Source organism: Thermus sp. NEB1569 (assembly GCF_022385295.1).
GTDB classification, from domain to species: domain Bacteria; phylum Deinococcota; class Deinococci; order Deinococcales; family Thermaceae; genus Thermus; species Thermus scotoductus.
On record NZ_CP092445.1, the window covers coordinates 424424 to 440705 of the forward strand.

The following is a 16282-nucleotide window of genomic DNA, read 5'->3' on the forward strand; positions in this document are numbered from 1 at the left end:
CCTCCGGGTCTTCCGCTTAGGCATACCTTCTCCTCCTTCCGCCCACCAGGGCCAGGGCCACCACGCCCAGGGCGGCCAGGCCCATGGCGCCAGCGCCTATCCCTGCTCCCGCCACGGCGATCCCCCGTGCAGGGGCGGGCACTAGCTCAACCGCCTCCTTCAGCTCGGAGATGATCCGCCACACCAAATAGAGCACCGCCGCCACCGCCGCCGCAGTGAGTACCACAGGCAGCACCGCGGGGTAGACGTACTCCTCCGTGCCCCCGTACCACACCATGGGCTGCGGGCACCGGGTGGAGCCGCACCCCCCGCCCCCGTAGGCCGGTGGCGTGGAGGCGTTCTGCGTGGAGGCCACCACCTTCAGGCGGATGACCAGGTCCGCCCCCCGCTTGCCCCAGTCCAGGACCCGGACCCCGGGGCCGTAGCGCTGCTGGAGCGCTTTCTCCAGGCCTGAACGGGTCACGCGGGAGATGTCCCCACCCTTGTGGGCTAGGACAAGCTCGTAGAGCTTCCCCGGCTGCAGGGGCGCATCCTTGCCCACGGGCACCCGTTGGTACTCCGCCATGCCCCCATGCTGGGCGGGCGCAATGGGCGCACGAAAGCCCGCCCCGGCGGTGCGGGGCGGAGATACGCGGGGGAGGTGCCTCTCGGAGATGCGCCGCGGAGATTACCGCTTCTGCACGAGCCTGCGGATGATTTCCACCAGCGCCACCAGCTTGCCCACCGTGCCCTGACCCACCCCCGGAAGGGCCTCCAAGTCCCTCACGTCCCAGTTGTGGATGTTGCGAATATCCCCGTTCAGAGCATCGGCGATGGCCTCCGCCGCCTTTTGGTTGCCAAGCAGGGAGTAGAGGAGTTCGGCCAAGGACATGCTTTCAGGGCGGATGGGATCGCGCTTGCGGCTCGCCAGCTCCACCAGACGCTTTGAGGGGCGGCCTTTTTTGAGTACCATCACCCGCATGATAGCACGCTTCTAGGTGTCAAGGCACTTCTACCCACGGACACGCATCTAGTGCGATCTGCACCTCCGAGAGGGCAGGCCGCGGCAACACCAAGCGGCACTCCGTGCCCGTGCAGGTGTCTGCCACACGCGCTTTGTACTCCCCGGAGGGCCACCGCGCATATACGTTCTCTGCTTCCCCTTCAAACGCAAAGTTGATCTCCGCCCCCGCGCGCGTTATCCACGTGATTCGTGCGTGGCAGAGTTCCGATGCGGACACCCGTGCCTCCCGGTTCTCCGAAAGGGAGATTTGCGCACTGGCGGGCATTTCTACCTTTTGCATCTCCGCCTCAGCTCTCCCTTGCGGTTCTCCGATATGCCAGATGGACCAGAAATAGCCGATGATGCCGGCCAAAACCACGAGGCTCAACGCGGTGGTCCGAGTCATATCTCCCCCTTGATCACTCCAGCCTTTACGCTACTCCTTCCAGCTTCTCCGATTCGGAGATTTTGGCACACTGGGCCACTAGATAGCTTCTCCTTCCCGCCCAGCCGGGGCGCACCAGCTTCCCCTTTTCCTCATACGGGCCCTTGACGATGCGCAAGCCCATATGCCGGGCCAGGGCCTCCATTTCCCGGGGATCCTCCTTTCCCCCAGGCCGGCGAAGGGCCACGTAGACCACCCCGTCCCTGACCTTCACGAAGATCTGCACGCCATCGGAGGGGCTGGTGGGCAGGGCCATGCGGACCACTTTCCCCGGTTCCATCATGGCCTCCTTCACCATGGCCCGCAGGATGTCCGAAACTGCCCGCAGGTTCACCCGATCCAGCCTCATGCCACCACCCCCACCTTGAAGGCCCGGAAGGGATTGACCAGGTCCCAGTACCCTTCCCGACGGAGGAGGCATTGGGCATAGGCCCCGGGCTTGCGGGCAAAGCCGTCCTCCTTAGCCTCCTGGGCCATGTAGATCACACGGGCCAGAACCCGCAGGGCTCCGTCCCCCCCGCCGAAGAGGACCGCCTTCAGGGCCGCCCACACCACCCGGAGCCAGAAGCGGAAGCTTTGGGCGTCCCCAAGGGCGGCGCTGATGGCCGCGGCCACGTCCTGGGCCCACCGCCGCCTTCCCTCGCGGCCCCCCGGGATGCTGGCCGCCCGGAGGAGTGCCCGCAGGTTCCGGGCAGTGTCGGGATATAAGGGAAGTAACGGGTTTTGTTTTTGAACCAGGGTGGCTAACGGCGCACCTACTACACCTTGGAGAGTTATTCCTTGTCCTAGAAGAAGACCCTCTTTATATCCCGACACTGAGTCCGGGGCGCTCAAGACCCTTGCGGTTTTGCCCTTAGCTTTGTCCTCCTTCAGGTCCCGCCAAGGGAAGCGCAGGTAGGGGGCCAGGACCTTCAGGCCTCTATCGCGGAAGACGGGCCGCACCCGGACCCGCCATAGGGTGCCCCCTCGGACCGCGTGGGCCTTCTCGAGGGCCTCCCCGTCCGTGTACCAGGTTTCCCAAGCGATCCACATGCGGGCCGCTTGGCGGTAGCGCTCGTACCGGGGGTCGTGGAGCCAGCGCTCCACCGTGCGCTCGGACACCCCCAGCATGGCCGCCATCTCCCATTGGGCTAGGAAGACGTGGGCCTCCCGGCTGGGGTCCTGGCGGGCCCCGAGGCGGATGGCGTGGGCCACCAGGAGGCGGACCATGGGGGCCAGAGGGCCCAGGAGCTTCCAGTGGCCCCAGCGCTTTAGGAGGTCCTCTGCTTTGGTGAGGAGGTCCTGCCACTCAAAGGCCCGCACGTCCCGCCAGGTGGGGTCGGCCTGGGGCACTGGAGAGGGGCTGGTGGTTTCCTCCGGGGCCTCCACCTGAGGGGCCTTTTCTGCCGTTTCAACACGGGTCGCTTTCCAGGAAACGGGGGGAGGGGAGTCCTCTGCCTGGTCCGCCTCCCCAACCCTGGCCTTTGTCGCGGCCTGGGCTTTGGCTTCCCGCTCCTTCTTGGCCTGCCAGATCCGTAAGAGGCCTTCCGCCATCTTTGGGGACTTCCGAGCCACTTCCTCCAGCTGGGCCCGGATGTCCTCGGGCATATCGGGAGGGAACTGGATCATGATTGCTCCTTTGCAAACAAGAGATTCTCAATGGCCTGCCGTTCCGTTTCGCCTGTGGCCGCCCAGATGCTCCGGTACTCGCGGTGGACCCCGTGCGCGATCCAGCCCGGACCATCCGGGTTCTGATAGACGTGGAAGGCGAAGAAGGCCTTCTTGGCCTGCTCGTACAACTGGGCTTTAGTCAGCCGCTTCCGCATGGCCAAGCTCCCGGGCCAGGGCCACGATGGCCTCGTCATGGTTCGTTCCCCAGGCCTCCGCCACCTCAACGCCTTCCACTAGGGCCATGGCAATCCATTCCCACGACTCCAACGATGAATCGCGAGGCTCTGGCCAAACGGTCACCTCGTACCCCAACTCCTGCAAGCGCATGAGCAGCCGTTCCGCCTTAACAGCTTCCTCGGAAATCTCCTGGCCCTTATAGAGCAGCTCGGCGATGCGGATGGATACATGCCGTATTCCCTCGGCCTCTTCTACCGCTTCGAGCGCATTCAGCACGCGCTGCACGTCTGCCCATGAGGCCAGCCGGTCCAGGCCAAGATGGCGGTCAAAGGCGTTCAAAGCCCGAGCAGGCTCGGCCACGGGATCAACCTCAGCCGCCATCCGATCCAGGGCCAAGGCGATAACAGGGGGGTTGTCTGCCCGTCCAATCAACGCCCGCATCTCCCGTTTTGCCCGATCCAACGCAATCCCCAAAGCCCTTTCCAACCGCTCCTTCATCACTCACCTCCCAAGCGCTGCTCCAGGCGCTTTATCTCCGCTTGCAGGTCCTTCGCGCTGGACCACCGCCGGCGCGGAATGCCGGCATCCGACCGCATGCGCGTCAGCCATTCCTCTACCCAGTCCTCCCGAGTCCAGATGGTTCCGCCCGCCCCCAGGCGTACATGGGGAAGGTGATGGGGATCAGCCGGAGACGACCGGGCTGCCCGATAAAGGCTGTCCATCGGGATGCCGTAAAGCTCCGAAACCTCCTTGAGCCGCAAAAGCCGCATAGCTACCACCCCTCCGGTACCCGGGCGAACATGAGGGCCAGGCCCAGGATCAGCCCCGCAAGAAGGCCTCCCAAAACGTCCAGGCCCCAGGCGTGGAGCCAGGAGCCCTTGGAGGGCCAGGTGGGGTAGTCGTTTAAGGCTTTGAACGCTTCCCGCTTCACCTTCCACCTCCCACGGCCAGCACCACCAGCACCGCCGCCATGAGCCCCGCCAGGAAGGCCATGGCGGCGGCCAGGGCGGGCCCGGGCTGGCCGTACCGGGCCCGCACGTAGACGCCCAGCAGGGCGTAGAGGGCGAGGGCGAGGAGAAAGTAGGGGGCCGCCAGCTCAATCACGGCTACCCCCTTTTACCAATCCATTGGTATCTGCGTTCAAAAAAAGGTCCAGGTCTTGCTCCGTAATCCTGTAACCCTTGCCTAGTTTGCGGGCTCGCAACCTGCCGTTCTTTATCCATCTCAGCACGGTGATGCGGCTGACCTTAAACATGCGGGCTACCTCGTCTACCCTGTAGACCTGCATACCCACACCTTACCAGCACATTAATGATTAGTCAAGCATTGGTAACGATGCGCCTAGTAAAGTGAGGGCATGCTTCTCCAATACATTGGAGACGTGGCCGTGAGGGTTAAGTCTAGGCCGCCATGGGCCGAAGCTTTGCGCAGAAGGCGCGAAGAACTAGGCTTGACCCAAGAGCGTCTAGCAGAACTGACTGCTTTGGATGGACCGGAGCCTCTAGTCTCCCAAACCATGATTTCCGCCTTAGAAACAGGCTCCAGTTTGCCCACCAAGCTTCAAGCGGAACGCCTATTTGCTTTGCTTCGCGCCCTCCGCTGGACCCCGGAGGAGTTCGCCGAAGCCACGGGCCTGGACGTGCCCCTGGTCTACCGCCCCTCGGGGGAGCCTCGGGAGGATGTGGTCTGGGTGCCCGTGGTGGGCTCCGGCGTGGCGGGGCGGCCCTGGCCCGAGTCCGGGAGCATGCCCGTCCCCCGCCCCCTGGTGCGCCCGGGCTCCGTGCTCATCCAGGTGGATGGAGACTCCATGGACACCGGGGAGGAAGACGGCCTCCGGGACGGGGACTTGGTGCTGGTGGACCAGAACCTCAAGGACCTCCGGGAAGGCCGGGTCTACGCCGTGGAGATCATCGGGGACGGCATCGCCATCAAACGGGCCCGCAAGCTTGGCAACCGCTGGATTTTGATTTCGGACAACCCGAAAGGCCCGCTTTTGGAACCCGAGGAAGTGCGCGTGATTGGGGAGGTCTACCGGAAGATCAGCATCCGGGAGGTGAAGTGATATGAAACCATCAGGAATACGGTGGGGTTTAGTGGTCTTCGGCCTGGTACTGGCGGCATGCAGCTCCAACCCGCCCATAAACGCCACCGGCACGTGGCTTGACCTCACGGCTAAAACTCGCCCCCTCAACAAAGCAGATTGCCCTGAAGACCCGATAAACACAGGGGAGTTAAGATTCTCCCTCAACCAAAGCGGCTCAAATGTGTCGGGCACCGTCCGAGCTTATACCCCCGGGCAACCCGCCGCTTACGGAGACGTGACCGCGCAAATAAGACAGGACGGCACCATAAACGGCAACATGGTATTTAGCTCCCAGTCTGGAAACTCCGTCATTTCAATCGCTTTTGAAGGTCGGATACAAGGCACTTACTTCATCGGCAAAACCATCAGCCCCCTCACGAGCCAGTGCCCTTCCAACCAGAACATGGTGAGCGTTTACCTTGAATGGAACGCCCAGAAACAATAGGCACCTTGACTGAATCTTGGCTCATAGGGGGGTCTTTCCCACGAAGTCAAATGAGGCCCGATCCGCTGCTAAAACTGCTTGAGGACCCGGCCTATTTGGTCCAGGCGGATAGGGGGGAGCTTCTTGAGGTGGTGGTCCAGGCCCTCTTCGCCCGCCTGCCCGGGTGGAAGGCCTCCCGCCCAAGCCAGACCAACGCCCCGGACAACGGCCTTGACGTGGAAGCCATAAGCCCCCAGGGCAAGCGCTACCTCATCCAGTGCAAAAACCTTTCCACGCCCGCAGATGCCAACCTGGTGAGGCTGACCCATGCGGCCAAAGACCTCCACAGGACCCACAAGGGCATCCTCATCTGCCCCTCGGGGTTCACCAAGCCGGCGCTGGAAAACGCCGAAGCCCTAGGGGTGCTGACCTGGGGACCCGAGGAGTTGAGGCTTCTATACCAGGCGGCTTCCTCCGAGGCCGCCATGCGCAAGCTCGGTCTTTGGGAAGCGCCAAAGTCTCCGGGATTTTGGGATGGCCTCGCAATCCACTTCAAAAACTGGCTTGCCCAAACCCGGAAGGAAACACTTTACGTGGGCATCGCCATCCTGATAGTCCTCGGTTTCCTCTTCCTTTTGACGCAGGGGTCTTCGCCCCAAAAGGCCAAACGCCCGGTCTCCTCACCCGAGGCCGTGGCGAAAGGGTACGACTCAGCCTATCGCTACGCCTTGAGCACCAACGACTGGGCCCCCCTCTACGAGTGGGCCTTCGCAGACTTCCTGGAACGGAAGGTTCTCCCCTTCATCCGGGAACGCCAGAGCCGGGGGTGCGTGCTTCGGACCGAAGAGCTTGAACCCATGCGGATCACCGCCGTGGAAGCCCTGCCCGACATGGCCGAAGTCTACGTCAGCAAGAAGTGGCAGCAAACCCTGGTTTGCCAAGACAGGCCCCCCAAGGAAGTGCTCAACAAAGCCTTCAGCACTTACTACCTCATCAAGCCAGATGCAGATAGCCGGCTGAAGGTCTGGCTTTCTGATTGGAACTGACAGAGGTTTTTGAGCAAAAGCCGCCTATGAAGCGTAAACGAGGCAGGGGAGAAGGCTCCATCTTCCAGCGCAAGGACGGCCGCTGGGCCGGCTTCGTGACCCTCGGGTACACCCCGGACGGCCGCCAGCGCAAAAAGTGGGTCTATGGCCGTACCCGCCAGGAAGTGGCTGAGAAGCTAGCCCGCCTCCTTCCCAAAGCGTGGACCGGCACCGTACCGGATCCATCTGGATTGAAGCTGGGGGACTGGCTCCTTCACTGGGTAGAAGAACGCGCGTTGCGGAAAGGGCTTCGCCCCACCACTATCCGCAACTACCGGGTCTACATGGGCCACCTGGAACCCCTCCTGGGCATCCCCTTGCCACGCCTAACCTCCTTGCAGCTTCGGGCCTTTTTCGCTAATCTAGCCCACTTTTCCCCTTCGCACCGCCGCCACATTTACCAGTTCCTTCGGGCCGCCCTACGGGATGCCGTCCGCACCGATTTAATCCCTTCCAACCCTATGGACGCCGTAGATCCACCGGAAGGGGGTGCGGTAAGGCCGGCACGGGCCTGGACCCCGGAAGAAGTGGCCAGGTTCCTGGAGGCCTCCAAGGATCACCGCCTTCACACCCTTTTCCGGCTTATGCTGGCCACCGGTCTGCGGATAGGGGAGGCCCTAGCCCTCCGCTGGGAGGACTGGGAAGGGGAGCGCCTTTGGGTGCGCCATACCCTCCGCCGGGACGGGACGCTAGGACCTCCCAAGACGGCCAATTCCCACGGCTACCTTTACCTAGACCCCAGCACGCAAGCCCTCTTGGCGGATTGGCAGGGCCGCCTCGAAGAGGAGAAGGCCCAGGCTGGGGATGATTGGGAGGAACACGGCCTCATCTTCCCCTCCCGCCGGGGGACGCCCCTCCAGTACCGCAACGTGATGCGCACCTTCCAGGAACTTCAGGCCAAAGCAGGGGTGAGCCCCCTCAACCTTCACGGCCTGCGGCACACGTACACCTCCCTGGCCCTCCGGGCCGGCCTCCCGCCGAAGGTGGTGGCTGCCCGCCTGCGGCATAAAGACGTGAAGCTCACCCTCCAGGTCTACCAGCAGCTTATGGACGAAGACCTCAAAGAAGCGGCCCTTCCCCTTGACACCTTGCTACACCTTCAGAACCGCAACAAACGGGATCGATCCGCCTCCAAAGCTGGGCGAAAAAAGGCCCTCCAGTAAGGGAAATCGGTCACGCTTGCTTTAGTTTGCCTCTCGACCTTTTAGTGCTGATAAGCGTGAGGTCGGTGGTTCAAGTCCACCATCGCCCACCACAGCAGGTCCCCCGGGGAGATTCCCGGGGGGTTTTTGTTGGAAGCGCTCGCTGGGGGGTCTACTGGGATATGAAGCCTACCCTTTACCTTGGCCTTTTCCAAGATTTAAAGAGAAGCTCCACCCCCAAAAGAAGGCCAAGGGCCACGAGACCACCGTAGAGGAAGGCTTCATCAGGGAAGTGGGTTCCCAACCATCCCGCAATGGGATAGACCAGAACCCACCAGAGGTGGTTCCAGGCAAAGTGGGCTCCGTAAACCCGCCCCTGGAGGGCCTCAGGGGTCCGGTCAGCGATCAGGGCTTGTGTGGGAAGGTTAACCCAGTTTTGGCCCGCGCCGGCCAGAACCCAGACGAAAAGGAGCAGGTGCAGGGAGGCCCAGTCGGCGGGTAGGACCGCCAGGCTGGAAACCAAGGCACCCAGAAGGACAAAGGTGGTGCGGGGGATGCGGTTTTCCCAAGCGCCCATGACCAAGGCAGCCAAGGTAGCCCCGATGCCAAAGGCAGCCATGGTCCAGCCGTATTCCAACTCGCCTAGCCCTAACCTTCCCCGGACCAAGCCCACGGTGCCCACCAATACCAGGGCCCCGGACACCGCGGCCGAAAGCCCTAGGAGCAGGGCGTAGCGCAGGGGGCCATCCCGCCACAACCAGAGGGTTCCCTCCCGAATATCGCCCAGGGGGCTGGTGGGAGTGTTTTCCCGTTCCACCCGGAGGCTTGCCGGCAGGGTAAGGATGAGCAGGGCGGAGAACAAGAAGGTTATCCCGTTTAGAGAAAAGAGGGGGCGTGGGGGAGCTATAATCCCCCGGTTTTCAAACCGGGGATACATGGACTCCCCCACCGGGGAGGGATGGGAAGGCAGCACGGTATACTGTGGTGGAGGGCATGACCAAGGCTGAGCGCATCAAGGAGAGCCTCCGCCAAACGAAGGAGCGGAGAAAGGCCTTAAAGCCCACCATCCTCCAGCTCAAGCTGTAGAACTTCACTAAGACCAAGAAAGAGCACCTGAGAAGGGCCTTCCTTGAAGCCAAGCGGAAGGGGCTTGGCCAGAGCCCCAATCAGGCCGTAGGGCTGGACCGGTCCGAACTGAAGCCCCTGGAGAGGGAAGCCGCCATGCGGATTTTGGGGAGTTCTCCCCATATCCGCGTAAGCTTCCACGAGGTGTTTGCCTTCGGGAAAGCACCCGCTGAAGGGGGAAGCCCGCCCCTTTAGGGGTGGGAGGAGGTCACCGGAAAGCGACCAGGCTATAAGGAACCTTTCTGAGGCCTCCCTGAAGGGGTTGCGGAAAAGGGGGAGGGACCTCAGGCGGCCAGGAAAGGGGAAAAGGTCTCCTGGGGTCCTGGGAAGGGGGATCCTGGAAAAGAAGCCAAGCTGAAGGCAGAGCTTGGAAGCCGCTCATCTACAGCTACTGTTAGAGCTGGAGCGCCTATCGCTATAATACCTAAGGTCTTGCCACTGATAGTAGTAACCTGCCCAGGCATAGCTTTGGCAATTTGTGTTGCCATAAGCTACGCTCATGCATTGGGAGAAGGGCCATCCGGAATCGGAACAGGGTGGGGGCCAATCATTACCAGCCCTCGCCGAGGTCCTTGTCTCCACAGACCCCCAGATGATTGAGTTTGTGCTACAGCTCGCTGTGGCATAGGCCTTGGCTCCAGGTGAGGCGGTAGTAGGCATAGCAGAGGCCGCCAGGCTACATGCGGGGAAAAAACTTTGTGGCTCAAGGTTTGAAACAAGAATGTGGAAATTTTCTGGGCCGACCATCATTCCCCCACCTGGAGCCCTAAGCTGCGCAGGCAATTCCTGCTCCGGAAGGCTTCCGGGATTAACGCCCTGCTTCATTTGCTTTACTATCTCCCCCAATTTTACTCGAAGCGCCTGACGATCGCCTTCAGTCAAGGGGAGGGGGAAGCGGCTCAACAGGGCGTACTCTAAGATTTTGACTACTCGATCCTCGTCGGCCCAATTGGTATACTGCTCCTTCACAAAAGCTATCTGTTCATTCCAAAACTCCTTTTCTTCCTCACTTGCAGCTCTAGCCGCCTGATCTCGGGTAAAGGTCTCAAATCGCTTCACACCTTCCTCTGTAAAGAGGGGCGGGGTGTATTCTAGGTTAACTCCCCCCTCTTTTATCTGGTAACGCATTCCAGGAGCAAGCTCCACCCAATCTCCCTTGTCTTGCGGACCGCCAGGCGTCCCACTAGACATGGAGTTTGCCCACCCGTACAACAGCATGGAAAGCGTCATGACCAGCAGAGCCAGAACCCTCGTCATATCTGAACCTCCTTATTTAATGATACCCCCCCTTTCGGTTATTCACTCCGAGGCCCTTCACGCTGCCACCCTGGCCACCCAGGTGGGAGGCAAGCCCTCCCGGGCTAGAACTTGGGCCACAAAGGAAAAGGCCGTCACCACCGCCGTCACCTGCCGACTAACCGCCTTAAGGCCCCGCACCCGTCGCAAACAAGCCGCCAAACCTAAGGAGCCCTTCAACAAACCAAACACCGTCTCCACCTCCCACCTCCGCCGGTACAACCGACGGTAGGCCCCACGCTGAAGCCGCCTCCGGTTGTGCCCAGAAAGGAGCAAAAGCCCCTTCTCCTCTGCAGCCTGAAAAAGCCCCTCGGCATCGTAGGCAGAATCCCCAAGGAGCAGGGAGGGCTTTTCCCCTTCCCAAGAGGCTATCCCCCGCACAAGAGCCCAGCCCACCGGACCATCGTGCCGGTTAAGTACCCTCCCCCAAGATTTTCAACTCCACACCCCCCAGGGCTTTCAGGGCCTGCGCCACCGCCTCCTTAAGCTCCTCCACGCTCCCGTAGTGCCGCCTTGGCATCAGGAACCCCTTCACCCGCCGCCAGACGCTCTCCATGGGGTTCAGATGCGGGCTGTACCGCGGCAGGTAGGCCACCATAAGCCCCCGCTCCCGCCACGCCTCCTTCCTCCCCTCCACCTCCCGGGACCGGTGGAAGGGCGCGTTGTCCATGAACACCTTCAGGGGCTTGGCTAAACCTTCGGCCACCCGGTCCAGATACCCCCGCACCACCTCCCACCGCACCGGCCCCTCCAAAAGGGCAAAGAAAAGCCGCTCCCCCTCCCGTCCCCGCACCAAGTGCCCCACCACGTTCACCCGCCCCCGGGAACCCCAGGCCCGGGGCACCCCCTTGGCCTCCCCCCTCCGACCCCAGGCGTAGGTAGGGGGAAGGGTCAGGGAAAACCCGCTCTCATCCAGGTACCCCACCTCCATCACCCCCTCCTCCGCCCCCTTTTTGCTTCCTCTTCCTCCTCCGCGAAAGCCTTCACCTCTTCCTCCGTGGGCTTTCCCGGAGGCACGTACCGCGTCCGTCGCCACACGTACCCCATGGCCCTCAGGTGCCGGGCCACCACCTTGGGGGCCAGGCGGACCCCGAAGCGCTCGGCTAGGGCTGCCGCAAGCTGCGGGGCGGTCCAGACCCTATCCTCGGCCAGCCTTTCCTCCACGAAGGCGGCCATCTCGGGGGTGAACTTCCTGGGAGCTCCCGGGGGTTTGCGGTAGGCGAGGCCCTGGAGACCCTCCCTCACGAAGCGCCGGAGGACGAGGTAGACCGTGGTGCGGTCCTTGTGGAAGTGCTGGGCGATCTTTGGGGCGGTCCAGCCCTCGGCCGCCAGGCGGACCATCATGGCCCACAGGCGGGTCTTCTTGTGGGTCCTTGGGTCCAGGGAGAGCTCCAGGAGGAGCCGGTCCTCCTCAGGGGTCAGCTGGATCCGAAGTGGGGCCGCCATGTTGAGATGATAAGGGGTTGGCACTTAGCCGGGGTCACGGAGGTCAGCCCCGTAGGGGCTATCTTGTGGGCCAGGATCTCCCCCGTGTCCAGGTCCAAAAGCAGGTGGAGCTTATACCCGTAGACCCACTGCCCCTTGGAATCCCTCCCCCAACGGGCTTCGGGGTCCGTGGCCTGAGCAGGCAGGGCGGTGGCGTCTAAGGCCAGGACCCTTCTTTTGGTCTTCTCCCCCCCTTGCCTTTGCCAAAGGGCCTGCCAGGGGAGGTGTTTACTCCGCTCGCTTACCGTGGCCCGGCTGGGAACGCCGGGCAGGCCCAGGGCCCGGCACAGGGAGGGATCTCGTCGGAGTTCCCGTAGCATGCGTTCCACGGACCAGCCCATAAAGGCGCGGTAGACGTGGATGCGTAGGAGATGGGTGTGGGTGTAGGTTCTGGGGCGACCGGGTTTGGGGCCAGGTTCTGGGACCTGGAGGGAGCGGATCAGTGTGCGCAGTTGCCACTCGGGGAGTTCTGGTAAGCTGGGAGGGGGCTTGGGTGTTCCCACACATTTATCCAAGCCCCTTCCTTGTTGGCGTGTCAATGCATATGCAGGTGAATATCCGAAAGGGGGGTACCCTGAAGGCTTACTTCCCCTCCCTCCCCCACCTCTCCCGTTTCTACCGGATCCGCAAGATGTTCCCCTAGACGGGGAAGCATCCAGAAGGCTCATGGGCTGCTGGCCCACCTCGCCTTAAAGCTCTCCGGGGGACAAAGCCTGCTCCAGGTGGTAGACCTCAAGCCCATCCCCCTGGCCCACGGCCACCGTATCCACGGCCTCTCTCTTCCTGAGGCCGCGGTGGGGGTGGGTCCCCTGGGAGCCTTTGGCGGGTACGTCCTTGTGCCGGTGATGAACGAGCGGGGCCTCTTCTTTCGTTGGACTCTTCTTCCCGGGAATGCCCGGGAGACCTGGGCAGGGGAGCTTCTGGAGGGTTTACCCGCGGTCCTTGGTGACCGGGGGTACAAGATACGCTGACGCGTGACCCGCTGGGTCCAGGGGGTCAAGACACCTTCCTACCGGCTTAGGGGAGGAAAGGTGGTGGAGACGGGGTGGAGAGAGTGGGTCACGCGTCAGCGTAGCTTGTTGGGGAGGGTACGCAACTGGATCGAGACCCGGTTTAGCGTGATGGTACGCTCTTTGGGGCTTCACCGGATAGAGGTTCGGTCCTACTGGGGTCTAGTGGCCCGGGTGAACCTCATCCTGCTGGTCCACAACCTCATCCGTAGCCGGGTGCTCTTGAAAATGGCTAGGGGGGAGCTATGAGGTAGCACACGAAGGTATGGGTATCCGGATAAACGGATAAAGCGGACCCCTAAGGAGTGGGACTTTTGCGTGGGGTGGACTTCGGGGTCTTGGCCCTAGACGGGAGGTCAGGGGGGCATATAGCCTGAAGAACATGTACGAGGGTAAGATCCTCTACGAAGGCCTCACCTTTGACGACGTTCTCCTCCTCCCCGGGTACTCGGAAGTGCTACCCCGGGAGGTTTCGGTGAGGACGCGGCTCACCAAGAAGCTTCACCTCAACATCCCCATCCTTTCCGCGGCCATGGACACGGTGACCGAGGCGGAGATGGCCATCGCCATGGCCCGGGAAGGGGGGCTTGGGGTGATCCACAAGAACCTCAGCATCGAGGCCCAGGCCAGCATGGTGCGCAGGGTGAAGCGCTCGGAGGCGGGGATGATCCAGGATCCCGTCACCCTGCCTCCCACCGCCACCCTCGAGGACGCCGAACGCCTCATGCGGGAGTACCGCATCGGGGGGCTTCCCGTGGTGGACCTTTACGGGAAGCTTCTAGGCCTGGTGACCAACCGCGACCTGCGCTTTGAGCGCAACCTGAAGCGGCCCGTCACCGAGGTCATGACCCCCTTGGAGCGCCTCATCACCGCTCCTCCCGGCACCACCCTGGAGGAGGCGGAGGAGATCCTGCGCAAGCACAAGGTGGAGAAGCTTCCCCTGGTGGACGAGGCGGGTAGGCTCAAGGGGCTTCTTACCCTAAAGGACATCGTGAAGCGCAAGCAGTACCCCAACGCCGCCAAGGACCGCCTGGGCCGGCTTTTGGTGGGGGCGGCGGTGGGGGCGAGCCGGGACCTTCCGGAAAGGGCCGCCGCCTTGGTGGAAGCCGGGGTGGACGTCTTGGTCCTGGACTCGGCCCACGGCCACTCCAAGGGGATCCTCGAGGCCCTCACCTACCTGAAGGAAACTTTCGGCGACAAGGTGGAGGTCATTGCCGGCAACGTGGCCACCCGGGAAGGGGCAAGGGCCCTGGCGGAACGGGGGGCGGATGCGGTGAAGGTGGGCATCGGCCCCGGCTCCATCTGCACCACCCGGGTGGTGACCGGGGTGGGGGTGCCGCAGATCTCCGCCATCCTCGAGGCGGTGGCGGGGGTAATGGACCTGGATGTGCCCATCATCGCCGATGGAGGCATCAAGTACACCGGCGATGTGGCCAAGGCCCTGGCGGCGGGGGCCCATTCGGTGATGCTGGGGAGCATGCTGGCGGGCACCGACGAGGCCCCGGGGGAGGAGGTGCTGAAGGACGGGCGCCGCTACAAGCTCTACCGGGGGATGGGCTCCTTGGGGGCCATGAAGCAGGGCTCCGCTGACCGCTACTTCCAGGAACCCGGAAGGGGAGGGGAGACCGAGGCCAAGAAGCTGGTACCCGAAGGCATCGAGGGCATGGTGCCCTATAAGGGCCCCGTGGCCGATGTCCTCTACCAGATCGTGGGCGGCCTGAGGAGCGCCATGGGTTACGTGGGGGCCCCGGATATAGAAACCTTCCGGCAAAAAGCCCGCTTCGTGCGCATGACCATGGCGGGCCTCATCGAAAGCCACCCCCACGACGTGGTGGTCATCAAGGAGGCCCCCAACTACTCCCGCTAAGGCCCCCCACCCTCTTTGGGCTAGTCCCCGAAGAGTTTCTCGAAGGCTTCCTCGCCCCCCTTCTTGCGGGCCAGGCGGTAGGTGCCGTCCTTTTCCTCCAGTTTTCCCTCCTGCACCAGGGCCTTGAGGGTATCCTCCAGCTCCTTTTTGGAGAAGGCTTCCCCCTCTTCGTCCAGGTAGCGCTGGATCTCCTTGAAGGTGGCAAAGCGCAAAGCCTCCACCGGTCGTGTAAGGATTTATGTGTAAGGGTCCGTGTTTAATAGGGGGGCACACCTTAGCACGAGGAGGTGCCCCGTGGACCAGGATACCTTGCGGATCTTGCTGAGGGAAGCGGTGCGGGAGACAGTAGCCGAGGTTCTGCAGACGGTTCTGGAGCTGGACCGGACGGCCTTCTTGCAGGTGCACGGAGGCCGCAGGAACGGCTACTACCCCCGCAAGCTGGAGACCGCCTTTGGCCAGGTGGACCTGAAGGTCCCTAGGGATCGGGAATCTCGGTATTACCCGGCTTTCCTTAAGCCCTACGTCCGCCGCCTGGTGGACGTGGGGGAAGTGGCGGTAGCCCTTTACGCCGCCGGGGTCAGTCAGCGCAAGGCGGCCGAGATACTGAGCCTGCTCTTAGGCCACCGCTACTCCCACGAGACCCTGAGCGCCCTGACGGACGAGGTCCTGGAGGCGGCAGGAGCCTTCCGCACCCGGCCTTTGCCCGAGGAGATGGCCTTCGTCTACCTGGACGGGCTTTCCCTAAAGGTCTTCAGGGAAGGAGAAGGGATCGTACGGGAAAGCGTGTATGTGGCCCTGGGCATCGCCCCTAATGGGGAGAGGCGGGTCCTGGGGTTTTGGCTGTTGCCCACGGAGAGCGCCCTGGGATGGGAGGGGGTCCTGGGGGAGCTTTGGCAGCGGGGCCTGCGGCGGGTATTGCTCTTCATCACCGACGGGCTGCCCGGGCTTCCCGAGGCGATCCGCAGGGTCTACCCTCAGGCGGAGTGGCAGCGGTGCGTGGTGCACGGGGTGCGGTGGAGCCTGTCCCAGGTGCGCTCCCGGGACCGGGCCCTGCTGGCGGAGGACCTGAGGCGGGTGTACGGGGCGGAGAGCCGGGAAGAAGCTCTTGGGGCCTTGGAGGAGGTGAAGGCCGCCTGGGGTTCGCGGTACCCGGGGGTGGTGGGGCTTTGGGTACAGGATTCGGGGGCCTTCCTGCGGTTCTACGGGTACCCCAAGGTGCTTTGGCCGTACCTGCGGAGCACCAACCTGATGGAGCGGTTTATCCGGGAGCTACGGCGGGGGACGAAGGTGCGGGACCACAAGTTTCCTAAGGAAGAGGCGGTGTACAAGCTTCTTTACCTGGAGTCGGAGAGGCAGGAAGGGAGGTGGGCAGAACGGAAACTAAAGGGGTTCTCGGAGGTGAAGGAGGTGCTGGAGAAGATGCTTCAGGAGCGGTATGCCCCCCGTACACAGACTCTTACACATAACTCTTGACACGACCCCTCCACCGCCCGCATAACCCATGCCTTGCG

21 protein-coding genes and 1 pseudogene are annotated in these 16282 nt (G+C 62.9%); 6 read left to right on the forward strand and 16 right to left on the reverse strand.

The window, feature by feature from the left end; genetic code table 11:
• Nucleotides 1–16: 16 nt before the first annotated feature.
• From MI302_RS02845 to MI302_RS02890, 10 genes are all read right to left on the reverse strand, one after another.
• A complete protein-coding gene (locus MI302_RS02845) occupies nucleotides 17–565 on the reverse strand; it encodes a hypothetical protein (RefSeq protein WP_239726142.1) in 549 nt (182 codons plus the stop codon).
• A gap of 102 nt (nucleotides 566–667) precedes the next feature.
• Nucleotides 668–961, reverse strand: coding sequence for a hypothetical protein (locus MI302_RS02850; protein WP_239726143.1), 294 nt, complete (start codon nucleotides 959–961; stop codon nucleotides 668–670).
• Nucleotides 962–1413: 452 nt separating this feature from the next.
• Nucleotides 1414–1776, reverse strand: a complete 363-nt coding sequence (locus tag MI302_RS02855) for a hypothetical protein (RefSeq protein ID WP_239726144.1) — start codon at nucleotides 1774–1776, stop codon at nucleotides 1414–1416.
• Nucleotides 1773–3035: a hypothetical protein gene (locus MI302_RS02860; protein WP_239726145.1), complete on the reverse strand. Its 1263-nt coding sequence runs from the start codon at nucleotides 3033–3035 to the stop codon at nucleotides 1773–1775. Before MI302_RS02860 ends, MI302_RS02855 begins: the two co-directional genes overlap by 4 nt.
• A complete protein-coding gene (locus MI302_RS02865) occupies nucleotides 3032–3232 on the reverse strand; it encodes a hypothetical protein (RefSeq protein ID WP_239726146.1) in 201 nt (66 codons plus the stop codon). Before MI302_RS02865 ends, MI302_RS02860 begins: the two co-directional genes overlap by 4 nt.
• Nucleotides 3213–3752 (reverse strand): hypothetical protein, encoded by a 540-nt coding sequence (locus tag MI302_RS02870; protein ID WP_239726147.1) that lies wholly within the window; start codon nucleotides 3750–3752, stop codon nucleotides 3213–3215. Before MI302_RS02870 ends, MI302_RS02865 begins: the two co-directional genes overlap by 20 nt.
• Nucleotides 3752–4024, reverse strand: coding sequence for an AlpA family transcriptional regulator (locus MI302_RS02875; protein ID WP_239726148.1), 273 nt, complete (start codon nucleotides 4022–4024; stop codon nucleotides 3752–3754). The genes MI302_RS02870 and MI302_RS02875 overlap by 1 nt, the downstream gene beginning before the upstream one ends.
• Before the next feature lie 2 nt (nucleotides 4025–4026).
• Nucleotides 4027–4185, reverse strand: a complete 159-nt coding sequence (locus MI302_RS02880; protein ID WP_172596932.1) for a hypothetical protein — start codon at nucleotides 4183–4185, stop codon at nucleotides 4027–4029.
• Nucleotides 4182–4358, reverse strand: coding sequence for a hypothetical protein (locus MI302_RS02885; RefSeq protein WP_172596931.1), 177 nt, complete (start codon nucleotides 4356–4358; stop codon nucleotides 4182–4184). Before MI302_RS02885 ends, MI302_RS02880 begins: the two co-directional genes overlap by 4 nt.
• Entirely contained in the window at nucleotides 4351–4542 is a 192-nt protein-coding gene (locus MI302_RS02890) for a helix-turn-helix domain-containing protein (protein ID WP_039459759.1), read from the reverse strand. The genes MI302_RS02885 and MI302_RS02890 overlap by 8 nt, the downstream gene beginning before the upstream one ends.
• Nucleotides 4543–4704: 162 nt before the next feature.
• Here MI302_RS02890 and MI302_RS02895 point away from each other — a divergent pair, with 162 nt between their 5' ends.
• The 3 genes from MI302_RS02895 (at nucleotide 4705) to MI302_RS02905 (ending at nucleotide 8009) form a co-directional block, all read left to right on the forward strand.
• Nucleotides 4705–5316, forward strand: coding sequence for an XRE family transcriptional regulator (locus tag MI302_RS02895; protein ID WP_370687357.1), 612 nt, complete (start codon nucleotides 4705–4707; stop codon nucleotides 5314–5316).
• A 516-nt stretch (nucleotides 5317–5832) separates the two neighbouring features.
• Nucleotides 5833–6807: a restriction endonuclease gene (locus MI302_RS02900; protein WP_239726149.1), complete on the forward strand. Its 975-nt coding sequence runs from the start codon at nucleotides 5833–5835 to the stop codon at nucleotides 6805–6807.
• A gap of 26 nt (nucleotides 6808–6833) precedes the next feature.
• Complete coding sequence (locus MI302_RS02905) at nucleotides 6834–8009, forward strand: tyrosine-type recombinase/integrase (protein ID WP_239726150.1); 1176 nt, start codon at nucleotides 6834–6836, stop codon at nucleotides 8007–8009.
• 175 nt (nucleotides 8010–8184) lie between these two features.
• Here the strand turns inward: MI302_RS02905 and MI302_RS02910 are convergent, their stop codons facing one another.
• The 5 genes from MI302_RS02910 to MI302_RS02930 form a co-directional block, all read right to left on the reverse strand.
• Nucleotides 8185–8925: an MFS transporter gene (locus tag MI302_RS02910; protein ID WP_239726151.1), complete on the reverse strand. Its 741-nt coding sequence runs from the start codon at nucleotides 8923–8925 to the stop codon at nucleotides 8185–8187.
• 566 nt (nucleotides 8926–9491) lie between these two features.
• Nucleotides 9492–10370 (reverse strand): hypothetical protein, encoded by an 879-nt coding sequence (locus tag MI302_RS02915; protein ID WP_126165135.1) that lies wholly within the window; start codon nucleotides 10368–10370, stop codon nucleotides 9492–9494.
• Between the two features lie 57 nt (nucleotides 10371–10427).
• Nucleotides 10428–10805: a transposase gene (locus MI302_RS02920; RefSeq protein WP_239726152.1), complete on the reverse strand. Its 378-nt coding sequence runs from the start codon at nucleotides 10803–10805 to the stop codon at nucleotides 10428–10430.
• 16 nt (nucleotides 10806–10821) lie between these two features.
• A protein-coding gene (locus MI302_RS02925) for an IS630-like element ISTth6 family transposase (RefSeq protein ID WP_239725401.1) occupies nucleotides 10822–11855 on the reverse strand; the annotation gives its coding sequence in 2 pieces (ribosomal slippage) (nucleotides 10822–11366 and nucleotides 11366–11855; 1035 coding nt in all).
• The gene (locus MI302_RS02930) at nucleotides 11828–12214 is read right to left on the reverse strand and encodes a transposase (protein ID WP_239726495.1); all 387 of its coding nucleotides are present in this window, start codon (nucleotides 12212–12214) and stop codon (nucleotides 11828–11830) included. Before MI302_RS02930 ends, MI302_RS02925 begins: the two co-directional genes overlap by 28 nt.
• Nucleotides 12215–12465: 251 nt before the next feature.
• On the opposite strand from MI302_RS02930, the pseudogene MI302_RS12240 reads away from it, so the two are divergent.
• Nucleotides 12466–13153, forward strand: a pseudogene (locus MI302_RS12240) (transposase); the annotation flags it as partial.
• A 133-nt stretch (nucleotides 13154–13286) separates the two neighbouring features.
• Nucleotides 13287–14771: an IMP dehydrogenase gene (gene guaB, locus MI302_RS02945; RefSeq protein WP_239726153.1), complete on the forward strand. Its 1485-nt coding sequence runs from the start codon at nucleotides 13287–13289 to the stop codon at nucleotides 14769–14771.
• A 20-nt stretch (nucleotides 14772–14791) separates the two neighbouring features.
• On the opposite strand, the gene MI302_RS02950 is transcribed toward guaB, so the two are convergent.
• Nucleotides 14792–14983, reverse strand: coding sequence for a hypothetical protein (locus tag MI302_RS02950; protein ID WP_370687358.1), 192 nt, complete (start codon nucleotides 14981–14983; stop codon nucleotides 14792–14794).
• A 40-nt stretch (nucleotides 14984–15023) separates the two neighbouring features.
• Between MI302_RS02950 and MI302_RS02955 the strand changes: the two genes are divergently transcribed.
• The gene (locus MI302_RS02955; protein ID WP_239725337.1) at nucleotides 15024–16244 is read left to right on the forward strand and encodes an IS256-like element ISTth4 family transposase; all 1221 of its coding nucleotides are present in this window, start codon (nucleotides 15024–15026) and stop codon (nucleotides 16242–16244) included.
• Nucleotides 16245–16282: the final 38 nt, after the last annotated feature.